Genomic DNA, 20,599 nt, shown 5'->3' with positions numbered 1-20,599 from the left:
CACTCAGCATCTCGCTCAGTGTGAGGTTCCTTGTCGCGGGGTTCTTGCTTCGGTTCTTGGGCAACTTCATTATTGCCGCCTTGATGTTCTGTGCGTCCACCTTTGTCATATGCGCTGGCGGTTTATCTCCGGTGAGTTCAGACATGAGGGCGAGCGCGTCCCTCTTGTCGCCTTCGGTCTTTGCCGCAATTGCGCCGCTTCGGCTAATCTCATCGAAGTAGCGTTCCACTGTGTCCGCGAGTGGGAGGGCATCGGATGCGACCTGAGCCACGCTCACATCCGGGTGGACTGCGTGTGGCGCTTGCATGGGTGCCTGTTCCATGTTCAGCGTGTTGAACGCTGTCGTGTGCTCAAGGGCGCGGGTGACGTACTCCTTGTAGCCCTTCTGAATTTCCGTGAGCATCAGCTGGCGTGCTCGTCCTTCAGGTACCGGGTCGATGCCACGCTTGGCGCAGAACGCCCGGACGAGGGCGTCTGTACCGTCGGGATCGTAGCGTGCTCCCCAGTCTTCAGCATCAATCTCAGGGACGCCCTTGGTCAGAACCTCCAAGGCGGGGCCGCTGGCAGGGCCATCGCTCGCGCTCCGCTCAAGGAAGTCTCGGAGAAACTGGCCGAAGTGGTCGCGCACGTGCTCGCGCAGTTCATCATACCGCATTGCTAGTACCTTTGGCCCGGACAGGATGGACTGCGCAGCGACTGCGAGGAAGCGGGCAAGCTGCCTGGCGTCTCGTGACTCTCGCGTAGCGAGCGAGACCTTGACATAGCCGCGACCTCCGGTCGGGTGACAGTGCATCGGGATAGGGAAGCGGAAGTAGGAGATGCCGTGCCGAGACGTGCTCAGATAGGCCGCGAGGCGCATGGATTGTCCCACCATTGTGGCCCACCAGCGGTTAACGCAGCCTTACACCTTGGTTTTGTTGGAAATGGTGGGCGACCCTGGAATCGAACCAGGCGTGGGTCTCCCCGGCGGAGTTACAGTCCGCTGCCGCACCTTGCAGCACGTCGCCCGACGCCGGATCGCCATAAACGAGGGGGAATTGGGCGTCAAGAGCCCAAGCAGGGCTGGCGCGATTGATGACCCTTCGGCGTGATCACCGGCGACCCGAAACCATGACCCAGTGCAATCTCCCGTCGCGTCCGCGGGCGAGGCCGAGCCCTAGTTCATGCGTGCCGCGGTCGAGGACATTCTGGCGGTGGCTTGGCGAGCGCATCCAGGCTGCGACGACCGACCTTGCGTCGCGGTAGCCAAGCGCAACGTTTTCGGTGGCGCGGCGGTAGGAATACCCGGCTCGCTGGATGCGTTCGCCAAACCAGCTTCCGTCGCTTCCGGTATGGCTCATCCGGTTGTGGGCGGCGTTGTCGCAGGCGTGGCGTTGGGCCGCGCGATCAAGCACCGGAGAGGGCCTGAACGCGGTCAGCCCGACGCGCCCGCGTTCCTGGTTGATCCAGAGAAGCGCCTCGTGGCGAAGCGCGTCGCCGCCCGGCGGCTGCAGGCAGGCCGAGGCGGGCATTGACAACGCGAGGCTGAGGAAAAGCGAGGAAAGAAGGAAACGCGCGCCTAGCATGGTCAGACTCCTTCCCGCGGGACGATGGGTGGATCGTCCGCGAGCGCCTCGGCCCGACGCACGGCTTGTTCGCGCACTGCAATGAAGATCACCGCGGAAACGATGACCACGCCGCCGAGCACGACATAGGGATCCACCGGCTCGCCGAAGGCCAAGGCACCCAGCGCAACGGCCCAGACCAGCTGCAGCGCGGTCACCGGTTGGGTGACCCCGACCGGGGCCGAAACGAACGCCAGCGTCATGGTGTAGTGTCCGGCGGTCGCGAAAAAGGCGACGAGGAAGAGCCACCCGACCTGCTCAAGGCTAATCGGCTGCCAGACCGCCCAGGCGAACGGCGCCAGGAAAACCGTCACGGTGACCGACAGCATGCCAACCACGACCAGCGGCGATGCGCGGCCGGTCATCCGCTTGGCGATAAGATAGGAGGCGGCAAGCAGCACGGCGGCAAAGAGCATCGCGATATGGCCGGTCGAGAGTTCGCGAATGCCGGGCCGCAGGATGATGAGCGCGCCGCTGATCGCCACGAGGACGGCCATCACGCGCCGCAGGCGAAGCCGTTCGCCGAGAAAGAGCGCGGCGCCCAGGGTGACGTAGACGGGAGCAAGGTAGTTCATGGCCGTGACCTCTGCGAGGGAGATGCGGGTCATGGAAAAAAACCACAGAAGTACTCCCAAGGCGTGAACGAGGCCGCGTAGACCGTAGAGGCCGAGATCACGTCGTTCGATCCGGATCGTGTGCAGGGTCGGCAGCATCGGCAGAAAGAAGACGAGGCCCAGCAGATAGCGCAGGAAGGCCGATTGCGCGGCGGGCACGCCGTCGCCCATGTGCTTCACGACCGCGGTTACGCCGACGAACATAAGGCCCGTCACGACCATCCAGAGGATGCCTGCGATCGGGCGCGGTTCGCGGTGCACGAAGTCACTTGACGCGTTCATGTTTTCCCAATGGCCCGCGGGGACGCGGTTGGCAAGGGCTGCGGCGGCGGGTTTCATCCGCTCTTGACCCGTTGCGCGAAGCTGCGCTCAATGCCGGCGAGAGCGGAGGAGAGAATGGGCGCACCTGCATCGGACTACCAACCCCTGCCGTTGCCGGACCGGGTTCAGCGACTGCCGGACGAGGCGTTGGGCGCGGCGAGGGATTTCCTGGGCTACATGCGGCGGCGGCATTCGGTGCGCGACTTCTCGGCCGATCCGGTGCCGCGCGCGGTGATCGAGGCGTGCGTTGCGGCGGCGGGAAGCGCGCCGTCGGGGGCCAACCAGCAGCCCTGGCATTTTGTCGCGATCGCCGCCCCGGCAATGAAGGCGCGGGTGCGGGCGGCGGCGGAGGCCGAGGAGGAGGCCTTCTATTCCGGCGGGGCGGGCGACGAATGGCTGCGCGCGCTGGAGCCGATCGGGACCGGGGCGGAGAAGCCGCATCTGACGGTGGCGCCGTGGCTGATTGTGGTCTTTGCGCAGCGGTATGGGGTGGCGGAGGACGGGACGCGGTTCAAGCATTACTACGTGCCTGAGAGCGTCGGCATTGCCACCGGGTTCCTGATCGCGGCGCTGCATCATGCGGGGCTGGTCTGCCTGACGCACACGCCGAACCCGATGAAGTTTCTGAACGAGATGTGCGGCCGACCGGTGAACGAGAAGCCGGTGATGATCCTGCCGGTGGGTTATCCGGCGGCGGATGCGGTGGTGCCGGCGGCGGCGAAGCGGAAGAAGCCGCTGGAGGAGATCCTGACCGTCCTCGACTGATCGGGACGGGGCAGGGCGGCGCGAACCTGCGGCGGGAAGGTGCGCACGCGTGCGCAGATGGTTCCTCGCACCGGAAAATCGTTCCGCGTTTGCGTATCGCTCGTCCCGGATGAAAAAAATCGACACGAAACCCGCCGAAAATGAAAAGAATCGTCATTTTTGAGCCGCCGACTTTTGCACGTTTTTTGGGCCGTTTTGTGGTTGGGTTGCTGATGCCTACCGTATCTTGTGGGTGTTCAGGCCGGAATCGCGCGGAAACCCCGTCGGGGCGGGCCGAACAGACCAATATCGGCGGGTTCAGAACGGGAAGAAGAACGGGATGACCAGCGCCGCGGCACCCGCGACCAGGAAGTTCAGCGGCAGTCCCACGCGCATGAAGTCGGTGAATCGGTAGCCGCCGGGGCCATAGACCAGTGTGTTGGTCTGATAGCCGATGGGGGTCGAGAACGAGGCCGAGGCGGCCATCATGACCGTCACCACCAAGGGTCGTGGGTCGACCCCGAGGGAAAGCGCAAGACTGATCGCGATGGGGGTGACCACCACCGCGACCGCGTTGTTGGTGACCAGTTCGGTCAGTATCCAGGTCATCGCGTAGACTGCGAGGATTAGGAGAGCCGGCGGCAATCCGGCCAGCAGCGGCCCGATCGCGTTCACGATGAGCAGGACAGCCCCCGAGGTTTCGAGCCCGACGCCCACGACCAGCATGGCGAAGATAAGCGCCAAGAGCCGGCCATCGATGAAGGAGAACGCCTCGTCCGCGTCGATGCAGCGGGCAAGGAGGATCACCGCCACGCCGAGGAAGGCCAGCACATGGATCGGGGCGACTCCCAGCGCGGCCAGCCCGACAACGGCGGCCAACGCGCCGATGACCAGCGGCGCGTGACCGCGACGATAGGCGCGCTCGGACGGCTCGGCGATCTCGACCATATCCATGTCGGTGGCGAGGCGGCGGATATCCTCCATCGCGCCTTCGAGCAGGAGCGTGTCGCCGACCTGCACGACCAGATCATCAAGCTGCCGGCCGATGTTCTGGTTGCGCCGATGGACGGCCAGCGGATAGACGCCGTAGCGCCGGCGCAGGCGCAGCTGACCCAGCGAGCGTCCGACCATCCGGCAGCCCGGCGTGATCAGCACCTCGACGGTCGAGGTGCGCACCGAGGACAGCTGATCGACCGAGCGCAGTTCACGATTCTGCTGAAGTCCCAGGATCTCGGACATCTTGGTGCGCAGGACGACACGGTCGCCCGCCTGCAGGGTCACCGCCGCCAGATCGCGGCGCAGCGAGGCATCGCCGCGCAGAACGTCGATCACGCGCGCGCCCTGGCGGCTGAAGTCGTCGATCTCGTCGAGCTTCTTGCCGATCAGCGCCGAATGCTCGGGCAGGGCGACCTCGGTAAAGAACTTCATGGGGGCGCGGTCGGACAGAAGGGCGGCCATCGATTCGCGTTCGGGCAGCAGGAAGCGGCCGAGGGTGGCCATATAGATGACGCCCACGAGGGCCAGCACGAGGCCGACGCCAGTGATCTCGAATATGCCAAAGGGCGCCATGCCGGCGCGCTGCGAGACGCCGTCGACCAGCAGGTTGGTGGAGGTGCCCACCAGCGTGATGGTGCCGCCGAAGATCGCGAAGTAGCTGAGCGGGATGAGCAGTTTCGACGCCTTCACGCCAAGTGCCCGAGCCAGCTGCATGAAGATCGGGATCATCACCACGACGATTGGTGTGTTGTTGACGAAGGCCGACAGGAACAGGACCGTGAAGGTGAGCGCGACGAGGGTCAGCACCGGGCGGGCCTTCACGTTGCGCGCCGCGGCCTGCGAGATGTGTTCAAGCGCGCCGGTTCGGACCAGCCCGCCGACGATGATGAAAAGCGCGGCGATGGTCCAGGGCGCGGGGTTGGAGAAGACCGCCATCGCGGCGGCCTGCGGGACGATGCCCAGCAGCAGCATGAGCGCGGCGCCGGCCATGGCGACAACCTCGACCGGGAAGGATTCGCGAACGAAGAGGACGAACATGCCGACGACGATGACCAGCGCCAGCAGCGCCGCCAGATCGCCCGAAAGCTCAATCCCGAACATGCGCCCCACCCCCTGTCGCCCCGCCGCCTGTTGCTCTGCCACCTGTTGCCCCGGTGGCCCCGCGCGGCCGGCCGGCACGGCGGGCGCTGTCCCGCCGGCTCATGGTGCGGGCCCCGCCGCGGCAAGGCGTCCACCGATGCGCACCGCGCTGACGGCCACCGCGCGTCCGGTACGGTCGTCGGTCTGCACGAAGACGCCGGAAAGCGTCGCCTCGCCCTGCGCCGGCTCGAACCGCTTGGAGGGCATGCCGGTGACGAAGCGGCGCATCGGTTCGTCCTTCTGCATGCCGATGATGCTGTCGTAGTCGCCGCACATGCCGGCATCGGACTGGTAGGCGGCGCCGCCCGGCAGGATCATCGTGTCCGAGGTCGGCACATGCGTGTGCGTGCCGATGATCAGGCTGGCGCGGCCGTCGCACCAGTGGCCCAGCGCCATCTTCTCGCTCGTCGCCTCGCAATGCACATCGACGAGGACGGCGGTCGCCTGACCGCCGAGGGGATGGGCGCGCAGCACCGGCTCGATCGCCGAGAAGGGGTCGTCGAAGGGCCGCTTCATGAAGACCTGGCCCAGCACCTGGGCGACCAGCACCCGACGGCCGTCGGCAAGGGCGAACAACCGGGAGCCGCGACCGGGCGCGACCTTCGAGAAGTTGAGCGGGCGCAGCAGCCGCGGCTCGCTGTCGATGAAGGGGATCAGGGTCTTGTGGTCGAAGGCGTGGTCGCCCAGCGTGATGCAATCGGCCCCGGCGTCGAGCAGAAGCTTGACATGGTCGGGCGAGATGCCGGCGCCCGAGGTCGCGTTCTCGCCGTTGACGGTGACGAAATCGAGCCCCCAGTCGCGGCGCAGGGCCGGCAGCCGCTCGGCCACCGCCTTGCGCCCCGACCGCCCCATGACATCGCCGAGAAAGAGGATCCGCATGCCGCAGACCTAATCCGACGGAGGGCGCGAGAAAAGCGGAATCGCACGGGGGCCAGCGGGCGGGAGCGCGTCAGCCGCCGGTGGTGCCGGCGCGGGTATCGGCGGCGCGCAGTTGGCCGACGCGGAAGATGCAGGGGTCGCTGGGCAGTTGCGGCGGCTCGGTGCAGAGGCCGCGCGCCACGGTCCAGGCGGCCAGGACCTTGGGCACGTAATCGCGGGTTTCGGCATAGGGGGGCACGCCACCGGCGCGGCCGACCGCGCCCTCGCCGGCGTTGTAGCCGGCCAGCGCCAGCACCACGTCACGGTCGAAATGGCGCATGAGCCAGTCGAGGTAGGCCACGCCACCGCGGATGTTCTGCGCGGGATCGAAGCTGTCGGTGACGCCGAAGCGCTGCGCGGTCGCGGGGATGAGCTGCATCAGCCCCTGCGCGCCGGCATGGCTGACCGCGCGTTGCCGGCCCGCGGATTCGACCGAGATGACCGCCAGCACCAGCGCCGGCGAGACCGAGGTGCCGACCGTGGCGCGCAGGATGTCGCGGCCGTGGAGTTCGGCGATGCGCTGCAGCGGCTGCATTCGGGGCCGGCCGATGGCGGTTCCGCCCGGCCCGGTGTCAAGCGCCCGGATCGCCAGGTCGAAGCGTCCGGCGCTGGCGGCGCGCTGCCAGGGCACGCGCTCCCAGTACCAGGACAGACTGCCGGGCGAGAGTGCCGGGCCGTCCGGCGGGACCGCGGCAAGGGGCGCGGCCTGCGGCAGTTTCGGGCGCGGGGCGAGGCGGCGGGCCTGCTCCTCGGGGTCGATCTGAACGGTGATGCGCGGCCCGTTGCCCGGCGGAGCGACGGCGATGCGCCGGAAGGTGAAATCCTCGGCCGAAAGCGGTCGCGGCGCCTGGAGGGCGGCGCATGCGAGTACGCCCGCGAACAAGATGCCGTGTCTGATCAACTGCCCCGTGCCTCGTGTTCAGGCTTTTCCAGAGGGTACGGGTGGGCGGTTGTTCTGCCAACCCTTGGGTAGCAAGACACCAATATATGCAATCTTCGCGTGCATTCGCGCCACAGGACGGCGCCATTAACCCACGATTCACCTTGACACGACTCGACCCAGAATTGCCCCATTGCAGCCACGCTCCACCGCGATAACGATTTCCGGCCAAGCAGGGGCTCGGGTCGAGGCCGACCCGTTCGAGTACCCGATGCGCGGCAAATGCAAAAGCGAACCTTATGGAGTGAAGCCATGAAAATGTTTGAACTGATCAAGAACTTCTCCAACGACCAATCCGGTGCGGTGACGGTGGACTGGGTCGTGCTGACGGCGGCCATCGTCGGGCTGGGAATTGCCGTGATCGCGGCGGTCAGCGGTGGTGTCCGCGGCCTTGGCAGCGGCATTCAAACCTCTCTGAACTCCGCGACCGTTGTCACGCTCGGAACGCTGGGTGACGATGGCAACTGATCTGGAAACCCGCCCGATACTCGCCGGGCTCCAGAAATTGATCTGCGATCTCGAAGCCGCGCCTTTACCGGCGCGGCTTTGTCCACAAGGCCGCAAGCGATGAACGCTTTTTCTGCACCTCTCGTTTACCTGTCGAGATGACAATGCAGGCGACCACTTCGAACTGAGGGACGGGGTGTTTGATAGAGGCGTCAACTTGCTGGGTTTGATTTACAGGAGGCATCTGGAATGCGCGTTGCCCAAATAGCCGTTCTCGCTGCCGGTGTCGGTCTGGCCGGCTTCGGTGTCTACATGGCGCAGACCTATGTTGCGCAGACCGAACAGGCGATGGCCAGCGCGCGCGCGCAATCGGACGCGCGCCCAGCGATGCCGACGGTTGAATTGCTGGTCGCCACCCGGCCGTTGCGCTACGGCGAGCCGATCCGCGCCGAGGATGTGCGCAGTGTACCGTGGCCCGAGACCGCGCGCCCCGAGGGTGCGTTCGTCGCGATCGAAGAATTGCTGCCCAATCCTCAGCGCCCGCGCATCGCCTTGCGCGCGATGGAAGCGATGGAGCCGATCCTGGCCGTCAAGGTCAGCGAGCCGGGGCAGCCCGCCGGCATTGCTGCGCAACTTGCCCCGGGGATGCGCGCCTTCACCATGCGCGTCGATGCCGGCAGCGGCATTTCCGGAAATCTGCGTCCGTCGGATCTGGTCGATGTCTACTGGACCGGCCGGGCTGGCGATCAGGGCGAGGTCACGCGGCTGATCGTCAGCGGGTTGCGCACCATTGCGCTGGACGACATCGCCGATCAGGACCGCAATATCACCGGAACCCCGCGCACCGTGACCATCGAGGCCGCCCCCGAGGTGGTCGCGACGCTGGCCCAGGGGCAGGCGACCGGGCGGTTGTCGCTGTCGGTCGTCGGGCTGGACGACAGCACCAGTGTCGCCACCTTCCAGATCGACCACAGCCAGCTTCTGGGGATCGAGGCGCAGGCGCAAACGGTCACCGAAAGATGCACCGTACGCACGCGCCGCGGCGGTGAGGTGGTTGAAACGGAAATCCCATGCACAAACTGAGGTTGTATTTTCGCAACAGGAGGCGCACCATATGTTGATGCGAAACACAAGAAAGATCATCATATAGTGCCTTCGTGATTAAGCGAAGAACTGAAAATTTCGTGCAAGCAATTGATTCTTGAAAACAAAGATGCGCTCTCGCATCATCGTGAAAATGGGGCGCAAGACCCCGGTACAAGTGCCGTGATCACAGAGGCAGGATCGCATGAAAGCCAAGACGGCTATAGCAGCGGCCATGACCGCGCTCACGCTGGGAACCGGCGTGGGCCTTGGCGTTTACGGGAGCGCCCAGGCCGAGACGCTGCATATTTCAAGTGGGATCTCGACGCAGACCATCCGGGTGTCGATGAACCGCGCGGTGATTGTCGACAGCGACGTCGCCTTCAACGAATTGTCGATCGCCAACCCCGGCATCGCTGACATCTCGACGCTATCGGACAGGTCGATCTATGTTCTCGGCAAGGCGCCGGGTCGAACGACGCTGACAGTCCTGGGGGTCGACGGCGCACTGATCGCGAATATCGAGGTGCACGTGGCCCCCGATGTCGCGGAGTTTCGCGAGCGTCTGCGCCAGATCCTGCCGAACGAGCCCATCGAGGTCCGCACCGCGAATGACGGCGTCGTCCTTTCGGGCACGGTCTCGTCGATCGGGCGGCTCGAGGCGGCGATGCAACTGGCTGAACGCTACGCGCCTGACCGGGTGTCGAACCTGATGACGGTGGGCGGAACGCAGCAGGTGATGCTGAAGGTACGCTTTTCGGAAGTGCAGCGGGATGTTGCCCAGCAACTGGGCGCGGGCCTTGCCGTCGGAAACGGCTTTGCGCCGCTCACGCGCGGGGCCACGGTTGTCGAGGGCACGGGAACGCTGACCGCGCGCTTCAATGTCGGAAGCCTGCAGTTTCAGGTGCTGCTCGAGGCGCTGGAGACCAATGGCCTGGCCCGCACGCTGTCCGAACCGAACCTGACCGCCCTTTCGGGGCAGGAGGCGCGGTTTCTTGCCGGGGGCGAGTTGCCGATCCCGGTGCCGGGGGAGGAAGGGCGGATCGGGATCGAGTATCGGCCTTTTGGGGTCGAGTTGGTCTTCACGCCCCGCGTCCTCGACGGCAACGTGATCAACCTGATGCTCAACGCCTCGGTGAGCGACATCGATCCGACGATCAGCGTCGCGAGCGCGGGGTTCTCGATCCCGGGGTTCCGGACGCGGCGCACCTCGACCACGGTCGAGTTGCGCGATGGCGAAAGCTTCGCGATCGCCGGTCTGCTGCAGGACGATTTCTTCGGCAACAACCGTCAGGTGCCCTGGCTGGGCCAGTTGCCGGTGATCGGCGCGCTGTTCCGCAGCACCGATTTCCGGCGCAACCAGAGCGAGTTGGTGATCTTCGTCACCGCGCATCTTGTCACGCCGACGCGCGGCGAAGCGCTGGTGATGCCGACCGATCGTGTGCGGTTGCCGACCGAGGCCGATCTGTTCTTGCGCGGCCGGGTCGAGGGAACCGGCCCCGCTTCCGAAGTCGCGCGGCAGGATTTCCGCGGCGGCTATGGCTATATCATGGACTGACGGAGCAGGTCGGATGCAGATTTCACGCCGGATGATGCTGCTGGGCCTTGGCGGGCTGACGCTGACGGGCTGCGTGACAAACGAGGTCGGCGCAAAGCTCGACCAGACGGGGCATGGCGCGGCGCAGGCGCACAACCTCAGGATTCAGACCGGAGAGTTGAGCTTCGCGCAGGCGCTGGGAGAGCGGTTCGCCGCCGAGGTTCCGTCGACCGTCAACTTCGCTTTCGACAGCGCGGTGCTGGATGCCGAGGCGCAGGCGGTTCTTGCCCGTCAGGCTAGATGGATCCGCCAGTTCCCCGAGGTGACCTTCCGCGTCTACGGGCACACCGATCTGGTCGGAAGCGCGCGCTACAACCACCAACTGGGGCTGCGTCGCGCGCGCGCGGTCGTCGATTTCCTGGTTCGCAACGGCGTCAACCGGTCGCGGCTGGAGGCGCTGGTGTCGCATGGGCAGACGCGCCCGCTGATTCCGACGCCGGAACCGGAGCGGCGCAATCGGCGGACGGTGACCGAGGTGTCGGGTTTCGTGCGGCGCCATCCGACCGTGATGGATGGCAACTACGCCCGCATCGTCTATCGCGAGTTCGTCGAGAGCGCGACCTGGGTGCGTCCGAACACGTACTGAACGACTGCCGTTTCGATCCTTGCTTCGGCCGCGGTGTCCCACGCCGCGGCCGGTGTCGTTTCGCGGCCCCCCTCCGTGATCGGGTCAATCAACGTCGCCATCAAAGTTACCTTTTCTTAGCGCAACTGACTGCATGATCGGCCGCATGTCCGCGACGTGTCGGGCGCTGAGTGGTGCCCGCGGCGCAATGCCCATGCGGAAGTTGGTCACCGCCGGGGCAGGGACCTGAAGGAACGTATGATGCAGAGCACCGCCGCGAAGCCGCGACCCGCCACCGCAATCCGCGCCTGTACCGTGTCGCGCGACGTGCAGTCCTTCGATCTGCTGATCGAGGACATGGAGAAGATCCTTGGCGAGGCCTGGGGCGACCTGACCTTCGAAACCGCGCTCAAGTACTTCGATCAGCCCGAGGCGCAGACGCTGGAATTCCTGGCCATCGCGCTTGACGACGAGGACGAGCCGCAGATGGGGCAGGTCCACGCCATCATCGAGCGGGCGCGCCGTCAGAACGTTCAGGTGATCGTGATCGCCGAGGAACTGGGGCCGATGGTCCTGCACCGGCTTCTGCGGCTCGGTGCGGCCGACTTCGTGCCCTATCCCTTGCCCGAAGGATCGCTGCGCGAGGCCATCGAACGCCTCGAGGCGCTGAGTGCGCCCGCCGGGCAGATCGCGACGCGCAATGGTGCGGCGAACGCCAGTAATGGCACGGTCCTGGCGGTTCAGCCATTGGCGGGTGGGGCAGGGGGGACGACATTCGCGGTCAATCTTGCGTGGGAACTGGCCTGCGCGGCGCCGGCAGGTCCGGCGCGTGTTTGCCTGATCGACCTCGATCTACAGACGGGATCGGTGTCGACCTACCTGGACCTTGCGCGGACGGAAAAGGTCTACGAACTTTTGTCCAACACCGCGATGATGGACCGCGACTTCTTCTTCAGCACGTTGCAGGGGTTCAACGAGAAGCTTCAGGTGCTGACCGCGGCGTCGGACATGCTGCCGCTGGATCTGATCACGCCGGACGATATCGAGCGCATCATCGGCCTGGCGCGTGCGAACTTCGATTTCGTCGTGATCGACATGCCCGGAACCGTGGTGCAGTGGACCGAAACGGTGCTGAACGCGTCCGAACATTATTATGCGCTGATGGAGTTGGACATGCGGTCGGCGCAGAACGCGTTGCGCCTGATCCGCGCGCTGAAGGCCGAGGGGCTGGCGGTCGACAAGTTGCGCTACGTCCTCAACCGGGCACCGCGGTTCACCGACCTGTCCGGCAAGTCGCGCGCCAAACGCATGGCCGAGAGCCTCGACATCGCTTTCGCGCTTCAGTTGCCCGACGGGTCGACGCAGGTGACCCAGGCCAACGATCACGGCATGCCACTGGCCGAGGTGGCGGCCAAGAACCCGCTGCTGAAAGAAATCCGCAAACTCGCCCAAACCCTCGACGAGGTGCGCAAGACCAAGTCGCGCACCGCAGCCTGATTGGATCACCATCCATGTTCTCTCGCTTCCGCAAGGACCAGCCCGATGTGGCGCCGCAAGCTTCGCGCGCCCTATCGCCCCCGTCGTCCGAGAATGCCGCAACCAACCGCCAACTTCCGGTTGCCGAATCCGCGCAGAACGCCCTGGCGCCGCGGCGTTCCGGCGCCTCCGCGAAGCCTGCTGCCCCCGTCGCCGATGACAAGGAGCGTCGTCGCCGGCATCGCATGCTGGAGGTCAAGTCGGAGTTGCACACGCGACTGCTCGACAACCTCAATCTGGCCGTGGTCGACAGCGCCAGCGAGGCGGAACTTCGCACCGAGATCGCCTCCATTGCGGCCGAAGCCCTGTCCGAGATGAACGTGGTGCTGACCAGCGAGGAACGTTTGCAACTCAACCAGGACCTTTACTTCGAGGTCAAGGGGTTAGGGCCGTTGGAGCCGCTTCTGAAGGACGAGACGGTCAACGACATCCTGGTGAACGGCCCGCAGCGCATCTTCGTGGAGCGCTCCGGCAAGCTGGAGTTGACCGACGTCACCTTCAAGGACGAACGTCACCTGCTGCGGATCATCGACAAGATCGTTTCGGCCGTGGGGCGCCGGGTCGACGAATCGAACCCCTATGTCGATGCGCGGCTTGTCGATGGGTCGCGTTTCAACGCGATGATCCCGCCGGTCGCGGTCGATGGATCGCTGGTGTCGATCCGGAAGTTCAAGAAGGAAAAGCTGGGGATCGACGACCTGATCCGCTTCGGTGCGTTCTCGGAAGAAATGGCGATGTATCTGGAGGCGGCCGTGGCGACGCGCCTGAACGTGATCGTTTCGGGCGGCACCGGGTCGGGCAAGACGACTACGCTGAACGCGCTTTCCTCCTTCATCGACAACGCCGAGCGCATCCTGACGATCGAAGACACTGCCGAACTGCAGTTGCAGCAGGTGCATGTCGGCCGGATGGAAAGCCGCCCGCCCAACGTGGAAGGCAAGGGTGCGGTGACCCAGCGCGACTGTCTGCGCAACGCGCTGCGGATGCGACCCGACCGGATCATCGTCGGCGAAACCCGTGGCGAGGAGGTGATCGATATGCTGCAGGCGATGAACACCGGCCATGACGGGTCGATGACGACGATCCACGCCAACTCGGCCCGCGACGGGATCTCGCGCCTCGAGAACATGGTGGCGATGGCGGGGATCGAGATGCCGCTGAAGGCGGTGCGCAGCCAGATCGCCAGCGCCGTCAACCTGATCGTGCAGGCCAGCCGCCTGCAGGACGGATCGCGCCGCATGGTCTCGATCACCGAGATCACTGGCATGGAGGGCGAGATCATTACGATGCAGGAAGTCTTCCGGTTCGAACGCACGGGGCTGGAACCCGATGGCACGATCATCGGCCATTTCACCGGCTGCGGGATCCGGTCGCATTTCGCCGACCGCTTCAAGCGTTGGGGCTATGACCTGCCGCACACGGTCTATGACGTGGCCCGGACGGAGTAGGCGCGATGTCCATCGATCCCACCCTGATCATCTACGCCGCGGTCTTTATCGGCATCCTGCTGCTGGTCGAGGCGCTCTATCTGATCGCCTTCGGCAAGTCGATCCGGATGGGCAGCCGGATGAACCGGCGTCTGGAAATGCTGGAAAAGGGCAGCACCCAGCAGGAGGTTCTGGAACGGCTGCGCAAGGAGGTGTCGCAGCACGGCCGGTCGCACCGGATCCCGTTCTATTCGCTGCTGTCGGAACGGGCGATGAAGGCCAAGATCGCCTTTTCGCCCCTCGCGCTCATCGGGATCATGATCCTGCTCTGCGGCGTCGCGTTTACCGCCCTGTCGGTGCTCACCGAGGCGGCGCTGGCGATCCGTGGCGGCCTGTCGGTCGCCATGGGGGTGGGCGCGGTCTGGTTCTGGGTGGCGAACAAGGCCAAGAAGCGGCTTGACCTGATCGAGGAGCAATTGCCGGATGCGATCGACCTGATCGTGCGCGCGCTGCGCGTGGGGCATCCGTTCAGCCACGCGCTGGCCGGCGCCGCGAAGGAAATTCCCGACCCCCTCGGCTCGGAACTGGGGCTGATCGCGGACGAGGCCGCCTATGGGCGCGATATGGGCGATACGCTGATGACCTTCGCCCAGCGGATGGACATGCAGGATCTAAGATTCTTCGCCGTCGCGGTGTCGATCCAGCAGAAGTCCGGCGGCAACCTGGCCGAAATCCTTGACGGGCTGTCGAAGGTCGTGCGCGCGCGCTTCAAGCTTTTCCGCCGTGTCCGCGCCATCACCGCCGAGGCGAAATGGTCGGGCATGTTTCTGTCGGGCTTTCCGATCGTCGCGATGCTGGGGATCAGCGTCATCAAGCCGGACTACTACGACGGTGTGAAGGATACGCCGCTCTTCGTGCCGGTCGCCATCGTCGTCTTCGCATTCCTGGGGATCAACGTCCTCTACATGCGCAAGATGGTCAATATCCAGGTCTGAGGGGCTTTCACGCCATGATCGACACGCTTCTGCAGGGTCTGGCCTCGCCGCTGGGGGTGACCGTCGCGCTGACCGTCGGGGGGCTGACGATCGTCCTGATGGTGCTGACCGGGGACCGGAGCAAGTCTGACGATCCCTACGCCAAGGTTCGCGTCGACCGAAGCGAAGGCGACGGCGGGATGGCGCGCCGCCAACTGTCCTCGCGAACCGAGCAGACCGAGCTGCAAAAGAAGCTGGAGAGGTACAACAAGTTCCTGGAGCCGGAATCCAAGGAGGACAAGGACGCCGCCCGCAAGGAGATGATCCAGGCGGGTTATTTCAGCAAGACCGCCGTGCGCGACTATCACGCCGCCAAGTTCATCCTTGGCATGGGCGGTTTGCTGCTGGGGCTTCTGATCCTCTTGTTCATGCCTTCCGAGGGAGAGAGGTCGATCCTGTCGATGGCGTTGCCGGTCATGCTGCCTACGCTGATCGGGTACTATCTGCCCATTTACTGGGTCAACAAGCGCAAGGCGGAGCGCCAGGAGCAGATTTCGCGCGGGTTTCCCGACTCGCTCGACATGCTGCTGATCTGCGCCGAGGCTGGCCAGTCCCTCGATCAGGCCATTGCCCGGGTCGGCAAGGAACTGAAGGCTGGATACCCTGCGCTGGCCGAGGAACTGGAAACCGTCTCGCTCGAGACCAAGGCGGGCAAGGACCGATTCGAGGTCCTGAAGGATTTCGGCGAGCGCTGCGGCAATGCCGATATCCGGTCCTTTGTCACCGTGATGATCCAGTCCGCGACCTATGGGACCTCGGTCTCGGAAGCCTTGCGCGTCTATGCGGCCGAAATGCGGGACAAGCGTGTCACGCTGGCCGAAGAGAAGGCGAATGTCTTGCCGACGAAGTTGACTCTGGGCACGATGATGTTCACCGTTCCACCGCTGCTGATCATTCTGGTGGGTCCATCAGTGGTCGGAATGATGGAGATTTTCTCATCGGGAAGTGTCGCTCCCTGACCTTTGCCGCGTTCGCCGCCGGCCTCATTTCCCTGAGCGCCGGATGTACGCCGCGTGCTGATTTTTCGCCCGACGGGTTGCCGCAGAGCCGGCTTTCGGTAGACGAGGCCGTCGACGGCCTGGTCGTCGGTCACCGGCTGATGGCTGCCGGTGAATACGAACTTGCCTTGCGCGCCTATTTCCGCGCTGCGGCCGAGCAGGGCGCCAATGCCGACACGCTTTCGGCGATCGGGGCCGCGAACCTGCGCCTTGGCCGGCTTGGTCAGGCAGAGCAGGCGCTTCGCCGCGCGCTGGAGCGCGACCCCGCGTTCGTGCCCGCGCTGAACAACCTCGGCGTGGCGATGAGCGAGCAGGAACGCTGGGGCGAGGCGCGACATCTGTTCCAGGCGGCCTTTGCGCTGGATAGCGGCCGATCCCATGAAATCCGCGACAACCTGCGACTTGCGCTCGCTAAGCTCAAGGATACACGCTATAATGGTGTCAATGAGAATAAATTCGCTCTGGTGAGGCGCGGAGACGGGCGCTACCTGCTTCTGACGACCCCCTGAGCATCGGGCAGAAAGGAAGCGTCGATGCGCGGTGGCATGCCAGCACTTGTGGCAGGGTTTGTTGCGTTGGGCCTGCTTGTCGGCTGCAGTGGTCGGGACGCGCAGACCAGCCGAGCCATCGAAAGCATGGCGCGGGTCGATCAGGAAAACATGTCCGAACTGATGCTGACCGCCGCCGATCCGCGCGAGGCGGTGGAGTATTTCACCCGCGCGTCCGAGGCAGAGCCCGACCGGCTGTTGTTTCAGCGCGGGTTGGCGCGGTCGCTGGCGCGCGCCGGCAACCCCGAACGGGCGGTGCCGGTCTGGCAGCGCATCATTGCGCATCCCGAAGGCACCCATGACGACCGCGTCGAACTGGCCGAGGCGCACATCCGGCTCAGCGAATGGGACGCCGCCGAGGCCGTGCTGAATCAGGTTCCGCCGACGCACGAGACCTTTCAGCGCTACCGGCTGGAAGCGATGGTCGCGGACGCCCGGCGGCAGTGGACCCGCGCCGACAGCTTCTACGAAATCGCGGCGGGTCTGACCCCGCGGCCGGCCGGCGTTCTGAACAACTGGGGATATTCCAAGCTCAGCCGCGGCGCCCACCGCGACGCCGAGCGGCTGTTCGCAGAGGCCCTGCAGCACGATTCGACGCTCTTCACCGCGAAGAACAACCTTGTCCTCGCGCGTGCGGCGCAGCGCCGATACGAATTGCCGGTCATGCCCGTCACCCAGACCGAACGCGCGGAACTGCTGCACACGATGGCGCTGGCGGCGATCCGGCAGGGCGATGCCTCGGTCGGCCGGGCGTTGCTGCGCGACGCGGTCGATACCCATCCGCAGCATTTCGAGGCAGCCGCGGTGGCGCTGGCCGCGCTCGAATAGGGCGGCCGGATGCTGGCACAGTCCGCGGATGCCGCCTTCTGGCTGTTGATATTTGCGCTGCCGCTGACCGCCTGGGTGGTCTTCAGCGATCTACGGTCGATGCTGATTCCCAATGCCGCGGTACTGGGGTTGCTGGGCGTCTATGCGCTGGTGGGCGTCCTGACCCTACCGCTTTCTGTCTGGGCATGGTCCTGGCTTCACTTCGCGGTGATCCTGACCCTGGGTTTTCTTCTGTCGCTGACAGGAGGCTTCGGGGCCGGAGACGCGAAGTTCGCGGCGGCGATGGCGCCCTTCGTGGCGCTTGGGGACGCCCGGCTTTTCGTGCTCCTGCTGGCGGCGGTGTCGCTGGCCGGATTCGTCACGCATCGGCTGGCCCGGAGGGTCGAACTCGTCCGCGCCCAGACGCCGGATTGGGAAAGTTGGCATCGCGCCGAGTTCCCGATGGGTTTGGTGCTTGGGCCCGCGTTAATCTTCTATCTAGCTTTGGCCAGCATCTATGGAAGCTGACACTACCGCCTGAAGATCAGCCGGGAAGAGCCCATGAATGACATGACCAAGGCCGCGGGCATCACGCCGCCGCCGATGCCCGCCACGCTTGCCGATACCGGCCTGCCGATGACGCTGATGCGCGACATCCTGATCAAGACGATGTACCGCATGTCGCTCAATCAGGTGTCCGAGATTGCGCGCTGGGTCTGCCTGCCCTTCGGCATGGTGCAGCAACTCATCGACGATGCGCGCCACGAACGCCTGGTCGAGGCGATGGGGACGCTGCACGCAACCTCGACGTCGAACGAGATGGGCTTTCAGCTGACCGAGGCCGGTCGCAAGCGCGCGCAGGACGCGTTGGCGATCTCTGAATACTACGGCGCCATGCCGGTGCCGATGGACGCCTATTCCGAGCAGGTAACGCGCCAGTCGATTCGCAAGATCAGGATCAGCCGCGAAGAGCTTGTCGCTGCGATGGGTGATCTGATCCTGCCGGAAATGCTGCTGGACCATCTGGGTCCGGCGGTTACCTCGGGGCGGTCGATCCTGATGTACGGTCCCCCAGGTAACGGAAAATCCTCGATCTCGAACGGGATCAGGGACGCGATGGGCGATCACATCTACATCCCGCGCGCGGTGGTCCATGCCGGGCAGGTCATCTCGGTCTACGATCCGATCGTGCATACGCTGGTCAGCGACCCCGCCGCTGCTGGCGGTGGTGGACTTCGGCTGAGCGCGCAGCGATACGACCCGCGCTACGTCCTGTGCGAACGGCCGACGGTGATCACCGGGGGCGAACTGTCGCTCGGCATGCTCGAGTTGAAATACAACCCCGTCGCCCGCACCTACCAGGCGCCCTTGCAGTTCAAGGCCACGGGTGGCGTCTTCATCGTCGACGACCTCGGCCGTCAGGAGGAACCGCCGCAGGCGCTGATCAACCGCTGGATCGTGCCGCTGGAGATGAACTACGACATCCTCTCGCTGCAATCGGGCGAGAAGTTCATCGTGCCCTTCGACACGCTGGTGATCTTCTCGACCAACTTCCACCCCAACGAGATCTTCGACCAGGCCGCGCTGCGGCGAATCTTCTTCAAGATCAAGATCGACGGGCCGAACCAGGCGGATTTCCTGAAGATCTTCGCGCTGGTTGCGAAGAAGCGGCGCATGCCGCTCGACGAAGCGACGATGATCCACCTGCTCGAGACGAAGTATCCCACGATCGACAACATCTTCGCGAACTATCAGCCCGTCTTTCTGATCGACCAGATGATCGCCATCTGCGAGTTCGAGGGAAGGCCCTACCAGATGAGCCCCGAACTGATCGACCGGGCCTGGGCCAACATGTTCGTCCAGGACGAGGTGATCGTGAAATAGGCCGGCGGCCGGTCGGGGCTTTCCCGCGGCCGGGCGCCGGGATAGACCGGGGCGTTGCGCAAGCGAGGCCGCCATGACCGATCCCGTGATCCTTCCCCGCGTGCAGGCGAGCTTCGACCGCCAGACGATGATGCAGACCTTCGGCGCAGAGATGCTGGCGGCGGCGGCGGGTCGTTGCGTCATTCGCGCGCCGATTTTGCCGACAGTGCGCCAGCAGCAGGGCGCTGGCCACGCCGCGCTCGCCTTCGGGCTCGGCGATTCGGCGGCGGGGTATTCCGCGCTCACGCTGCTGACCGACGAATTTGAAGTGATGACGGTCGAGATGAAGATCAACCTGCTCGCCCCGGCCGTGGGCGAGGCGCTTGAGGCCGCGGGCGAGGTCGTGCGCGCCGGCCGGCGGATCACCGTCGTGCGCGCCGAGGTCGTGGCGATCGATGGTCACGTGCGCCGGACCGTGGCGCTTCTTCAGGGCACCATGATCCCGGTCGCTGCCGGCTGAGCCTCAGGCGCTCAACCCTTTGGGTTCGGGAAGGCCCCGGGCGCGGCAGGCCGCGACCAGCGTGTTCGCCAACAGGCAGGCGATGGTCATCGGGCCGACCCCGCCGGGAACCGGCGTGATCGCGCCTGCCACCTCGGCGGCAGACTGGAAATCGACATCGCCCACCAGACGCATCTTGCCGTCACGCTCGATCCGGTTGATGCCGACGTCGATCACGGTCGCGCCGGGCTTGATGAACTCCCCGGTGATCATCTCGGGCCGGCCGACCGCCGCGACCAGGATGTCCGCGCGCCGGCAGACCGCCGGCAGGTCGCGCGTGCGGCTGTGCGCGATCGTCACCGTGCAGCTGTCGCCCAGAAACAGTTGCGCCATCGGCTTGCCGACGATGTTCGACCGCCCGACGATCACCGCCTCCATCCCCGACAGGTTGCCCAGATGGTCGCGCAGCATCATCAGGCACCCCAGTGGGGTGCAGGGTATCATAGCCGTCTGCCCCGTCCCCAGCAGCCCGACGTTCGAGACATGGAAGCCATCCACGTCCTTGGCCGGATCGATCCGGTTGATCACCTGCGCGGCGTCCATGTGGTCCGGCAGCGGCAGTTGAACCAGAATGCCATGTACCGCGTCATCTGCGTTCAGCCGGTCGATCAGCGCGAGCAACTCGCTCTCGGGCGTCTCAGTTGCCAGCTTGTGCTCGAAGGAGCGCATGCCCACTTCCGCCGTCTGCTTCCCTTTCGATCGGACGTAGACCTGGCTTGCGGGATCCTCGCCGACCAGCACTACGGCAAGGCCGGGGATCAGCCCGTGGCGGTGAGCCAGCTTCTCAGCCTCCTCGGTGACCCTTGCGCGGATGCGCGCGGCGAAAGCCTTGCCGTCGATGATCTGTGCCGCCATGCC

General features: G+C 65.4%; 21 protein-coding genes and 1 tRNA gene. 14 read left to right on the top strand and 8 right to left on the bottom strand.

Going from position 1 to position 20,599, the window contains the following annotated elements:
* The 4 genes from IM708_RS10610 to IM708_RS10595 form a co-directional block, all read right to left on the bottom strand.
* The coding region (locus tag IM708_RS10610) for a hypothetical protein (RefSeq protein ID WP_209426487.1) at positions 1-859 on the bottom strand (859 nt) is incomplete at its 3' end.
* A gap of 65 nt (positions 860-924) precedes the next feature.
* A tRNA-Tyr gene (locus IM708_RS10605) sits at positions 925-1,008 on the bottom strand.
* 83 nt (positions 1,009-1,091) lie between these two features.
* A complete protein-coding gene (locus tag IM708_RS10600) occupies positions 1,092-1,565 on the bottom strand; it encodes a CAP domain-containing protein (RefSeq protein WP_209426486.1) in 474 nt (157 codons plus the stop codon).
* A 2-nt stretch (positions 1,566-1,567) separates the two neighbouring features.
* A complete protein-coding gene (locus IM708_RS10595; RefSeq protein ID WP_245243112.1) occupies positions 1,568-2,500 on the bottom strand; it encodes a DMT family transporter in 933 nt (310 codons plus the stop codon).
* A gap of 114 nt (positions 2,501-2,614) precedes the next feature.
* Here IM708_RS10595 and IM708_RS10590 point away from each other — a divergent pair, with 114 nt between their 5' ends.
* A complete protein-coding gene (locus IM708_RS10590; RefSeq protein WP_209426485.1) occupies positions 2,615-3,304 on the top strand; it encodes a nitroreductase family protein in 690 nt (229 codons plus the stop codon).
* Positions 3,305-3,601: 297 nt separating this feature from the next.
* On the opposite strand, the gene IM708_RS10585 is transcribed toward IM708_RS10590, so the two are convergent.
* The 3 genes from IM708_RS10585 to IM708_RS10575 form a co-directional block, all read right to left on the bottom strand.
* Positions 3,602-5,380, bottom strand: coding sequence for an SLC13 family permease (locus IM708_RS10585; RefSeq protein ID WP_209426484.1), 1,779 nt, complete (start codon positions 5,378-5,380; stop codon positions 3,602-3,604).
* 99 nt (positions 5,381-5,479) lie between these two features.
* Positions 5,480-6,298, bottom strand: coding sequence for a TIGR00282 family metallophosphoesterase (locus tag IM708_RS10580; RefSeq protein WP_209426483.1), 819 nt, complete (start codon positions 6,296-6,298; stop codon positions 5,480-5,482).
* Between the two features lie 70 nt (positions 6,299-6,368).
* Positions 6,369-7,220, bottom strand: coding sequence for a lytic transglycosylase domain-containing protein (locus IM708_RS10575; protein ID WP_245243120.1), 852 nt, complete (start codon positions 7,218-7,220; stop codon positions 6,369-6,371).
* A gap of 309 nt (positions 7,221-7,529) precedes the next feature.
* Between IM708_RS10575 and IM708_RS10570 the strand changes: the two genes are divergently transcribed.
* The 13 genes from IM708_RS10570 to IM708_RS10510 all read left to right on the top strand — a co-directional run bounded on the left by IM708_RS10570 (position 7,530) and on the right by IM708_RS10510 (position 19,702).
* Positions 7,530-7,745: a hypothetical protein gene (locus IM708_RS10570; RefSeq protein ID WP_245243111.1), complete on the top strand. Its 216-nt coding sequence runs from the start codon at positions 7,530-7,532 to the stop codon at positions 7,743-7,745.
* Between the two features lie 228 nt (positions 7,746-7,973).
* Complete coding sequence (cpaB, locus tag IM708_RS10565; protein WP_209426481.1) at positions 7,974-8,807, top strand: Flp pilus assembly protein CpaB; 834 nt, start codon at positions 7,974-7,976, stop codon at positions 8,805-8,807.
* Between the two features lie 235 nt (positions 8,808-9,042).
* A complete protein-coding gene (locus IM708_RS10560; protein ID WP_209426480.1) occupies positions 9,043-10,365 on the top strand; it encodes a type II and III secretion system protein family protein in 1,323 nt (440 codons plus the stop codon).
* 13 nt (positions 10,366-10,378) lie between these two features.
* A complete protein-coding gene (locus tag IM708_RS10555) occupies positions 10,379-10,990 on the top strand; it encodes an OmpA family protein (RefSeq protein ID WP_245243110.1) in 612 nt (203 codons plus the stop codon).
* 240 nt (positions 10,991-11,230) lie between these two features.
* Positions 11,231-12,466, top strand: coding sequence for an AAA family ATPase (locus IM708_RS10550; RefSeq protein ID WP_209426479.1), 1,236 nt, complete (start codon positions 11,231-11,233; stop codon positions 12,464-12,466).
* A gap of 14 nt (positions 12,467-12,480) precedes the next feature.
* Positions 12,481-13,953, top strand: a complete 1,473-nt coding sequence (locus IM708_RS10545; protein WP_209426478.1) for a CpaF family protein — start codon at positions 12,481-12,483, stop codon at positions 13,951-13,953.
* 5 nt (positions 13,954-13,958) lie between these two features.
* Positions 13,959-14,927, top strand: coding sequence for a type II secretion system F family protein (locus tag IM708_RS10540; RefSeq protein WP_209426477.1), 969 nt, complete (start codon positions 13,959-13,961; stop codon positions 14,925-14,927).
* Positions 14,928-14,941: 14 nt separating this feature from the next.
* Complete coding sequence (locus tag IM708_RS10535; RefSeq protein WP_209426476.1) at positions 14,942-15,925, top strand: type II secretion system F family protein; 984 nt, start codon at positions 14,942-14,944, stop codon at positions 15,923-15,925.
* Between the two features lie 32 nt (positions 15,926-15,957).
* Positions 15,958-16,473, top strand: coding sequence for a tetratricopeptide repeat protein (locus IM708_RS10530; RefSeq protein ID WP_245243119.1), 516 nt, complete (start codon positions 15,958-15,960; stop codon positions 16,471-16,473).
* A gap of 24 nt (positions 16,474-16,497) precedes the next feature.
* Positions 16,498-17,340: a tetratricopeptide repeat protein gene (locus IM708_RS10525; RefSeq protein WP_209426475.1), complete on the top strand. Its 843-nt coding sequence runs from the start codon at positions 16,498-16,500 to the stop codon at positions 17,338-17,340.
* Positions 17,341-17,349: 9 nt separating this feature from the next.
* A complete protein-coding gene (locus tag IM708_RS10520; RefSeq protein WP_209426474.1) occupies positions 17,350-17,847 on the top strand; it encodes a prepilin peptidase in 498 nt (165 codons plus the stop codon).
* Positions 17,848-17,889: 42 nt separating this feature from the next.
* Complete coding sequence (locus IM708_RS10515; protein WP_209426494.1) at positions 17,890-19,203, top strand: ATPase; 1,314 nt, start codon at positions 17,890-17,892, stop codon at positions 19,201-19,203.
* Positions 19,204-19,276: 73 nt separating this feature from the next.
* On the top strand, positions 19,277-19,702 hold the full coding sequence (locus tag IM708_RS10510; RefSeq protein WP_209426473.1) for a hotdog fold thioesterase: 426 nt from the start codon (positions 19,277-19,279) through the stop codon (positions 19,700-19,702).
* Between the two features lie 3 nt (positions 19,703-19,705).
* Here the strand turns inward: IM708_RS10510 and folD are convergent, their stop codons facing one another.
* Positions 19,706-20,596, bottom strand: coding sequence for a bifunctional methylenetetrahydrofolate dehydrogenase/methenyltetrahydrofolate cyclohydrolase FolD (gene folD, locus IM708_RS10505; RefSeq protein ID WP_209426472.1), 891 nt, complete (start codon positions 20,594-20,596; stop codon positions 19,706-19,708).
* Positions 20,597-20,599: the final 3 nt, after the last annotated feature.

Origin of the sequence: Pararhodobacter sp. SW119 (assembly GCF_017811755.1) — a bacterium.
GTDB lineage: Bacteria > Pseudomonadota > Alphaproteobacteria > Rhodobacterales > Rhodobacteraceae > Pararhodobacter.
This window is presented reverse-complemented; position numbering and strand designations above follow the sequence as displayed.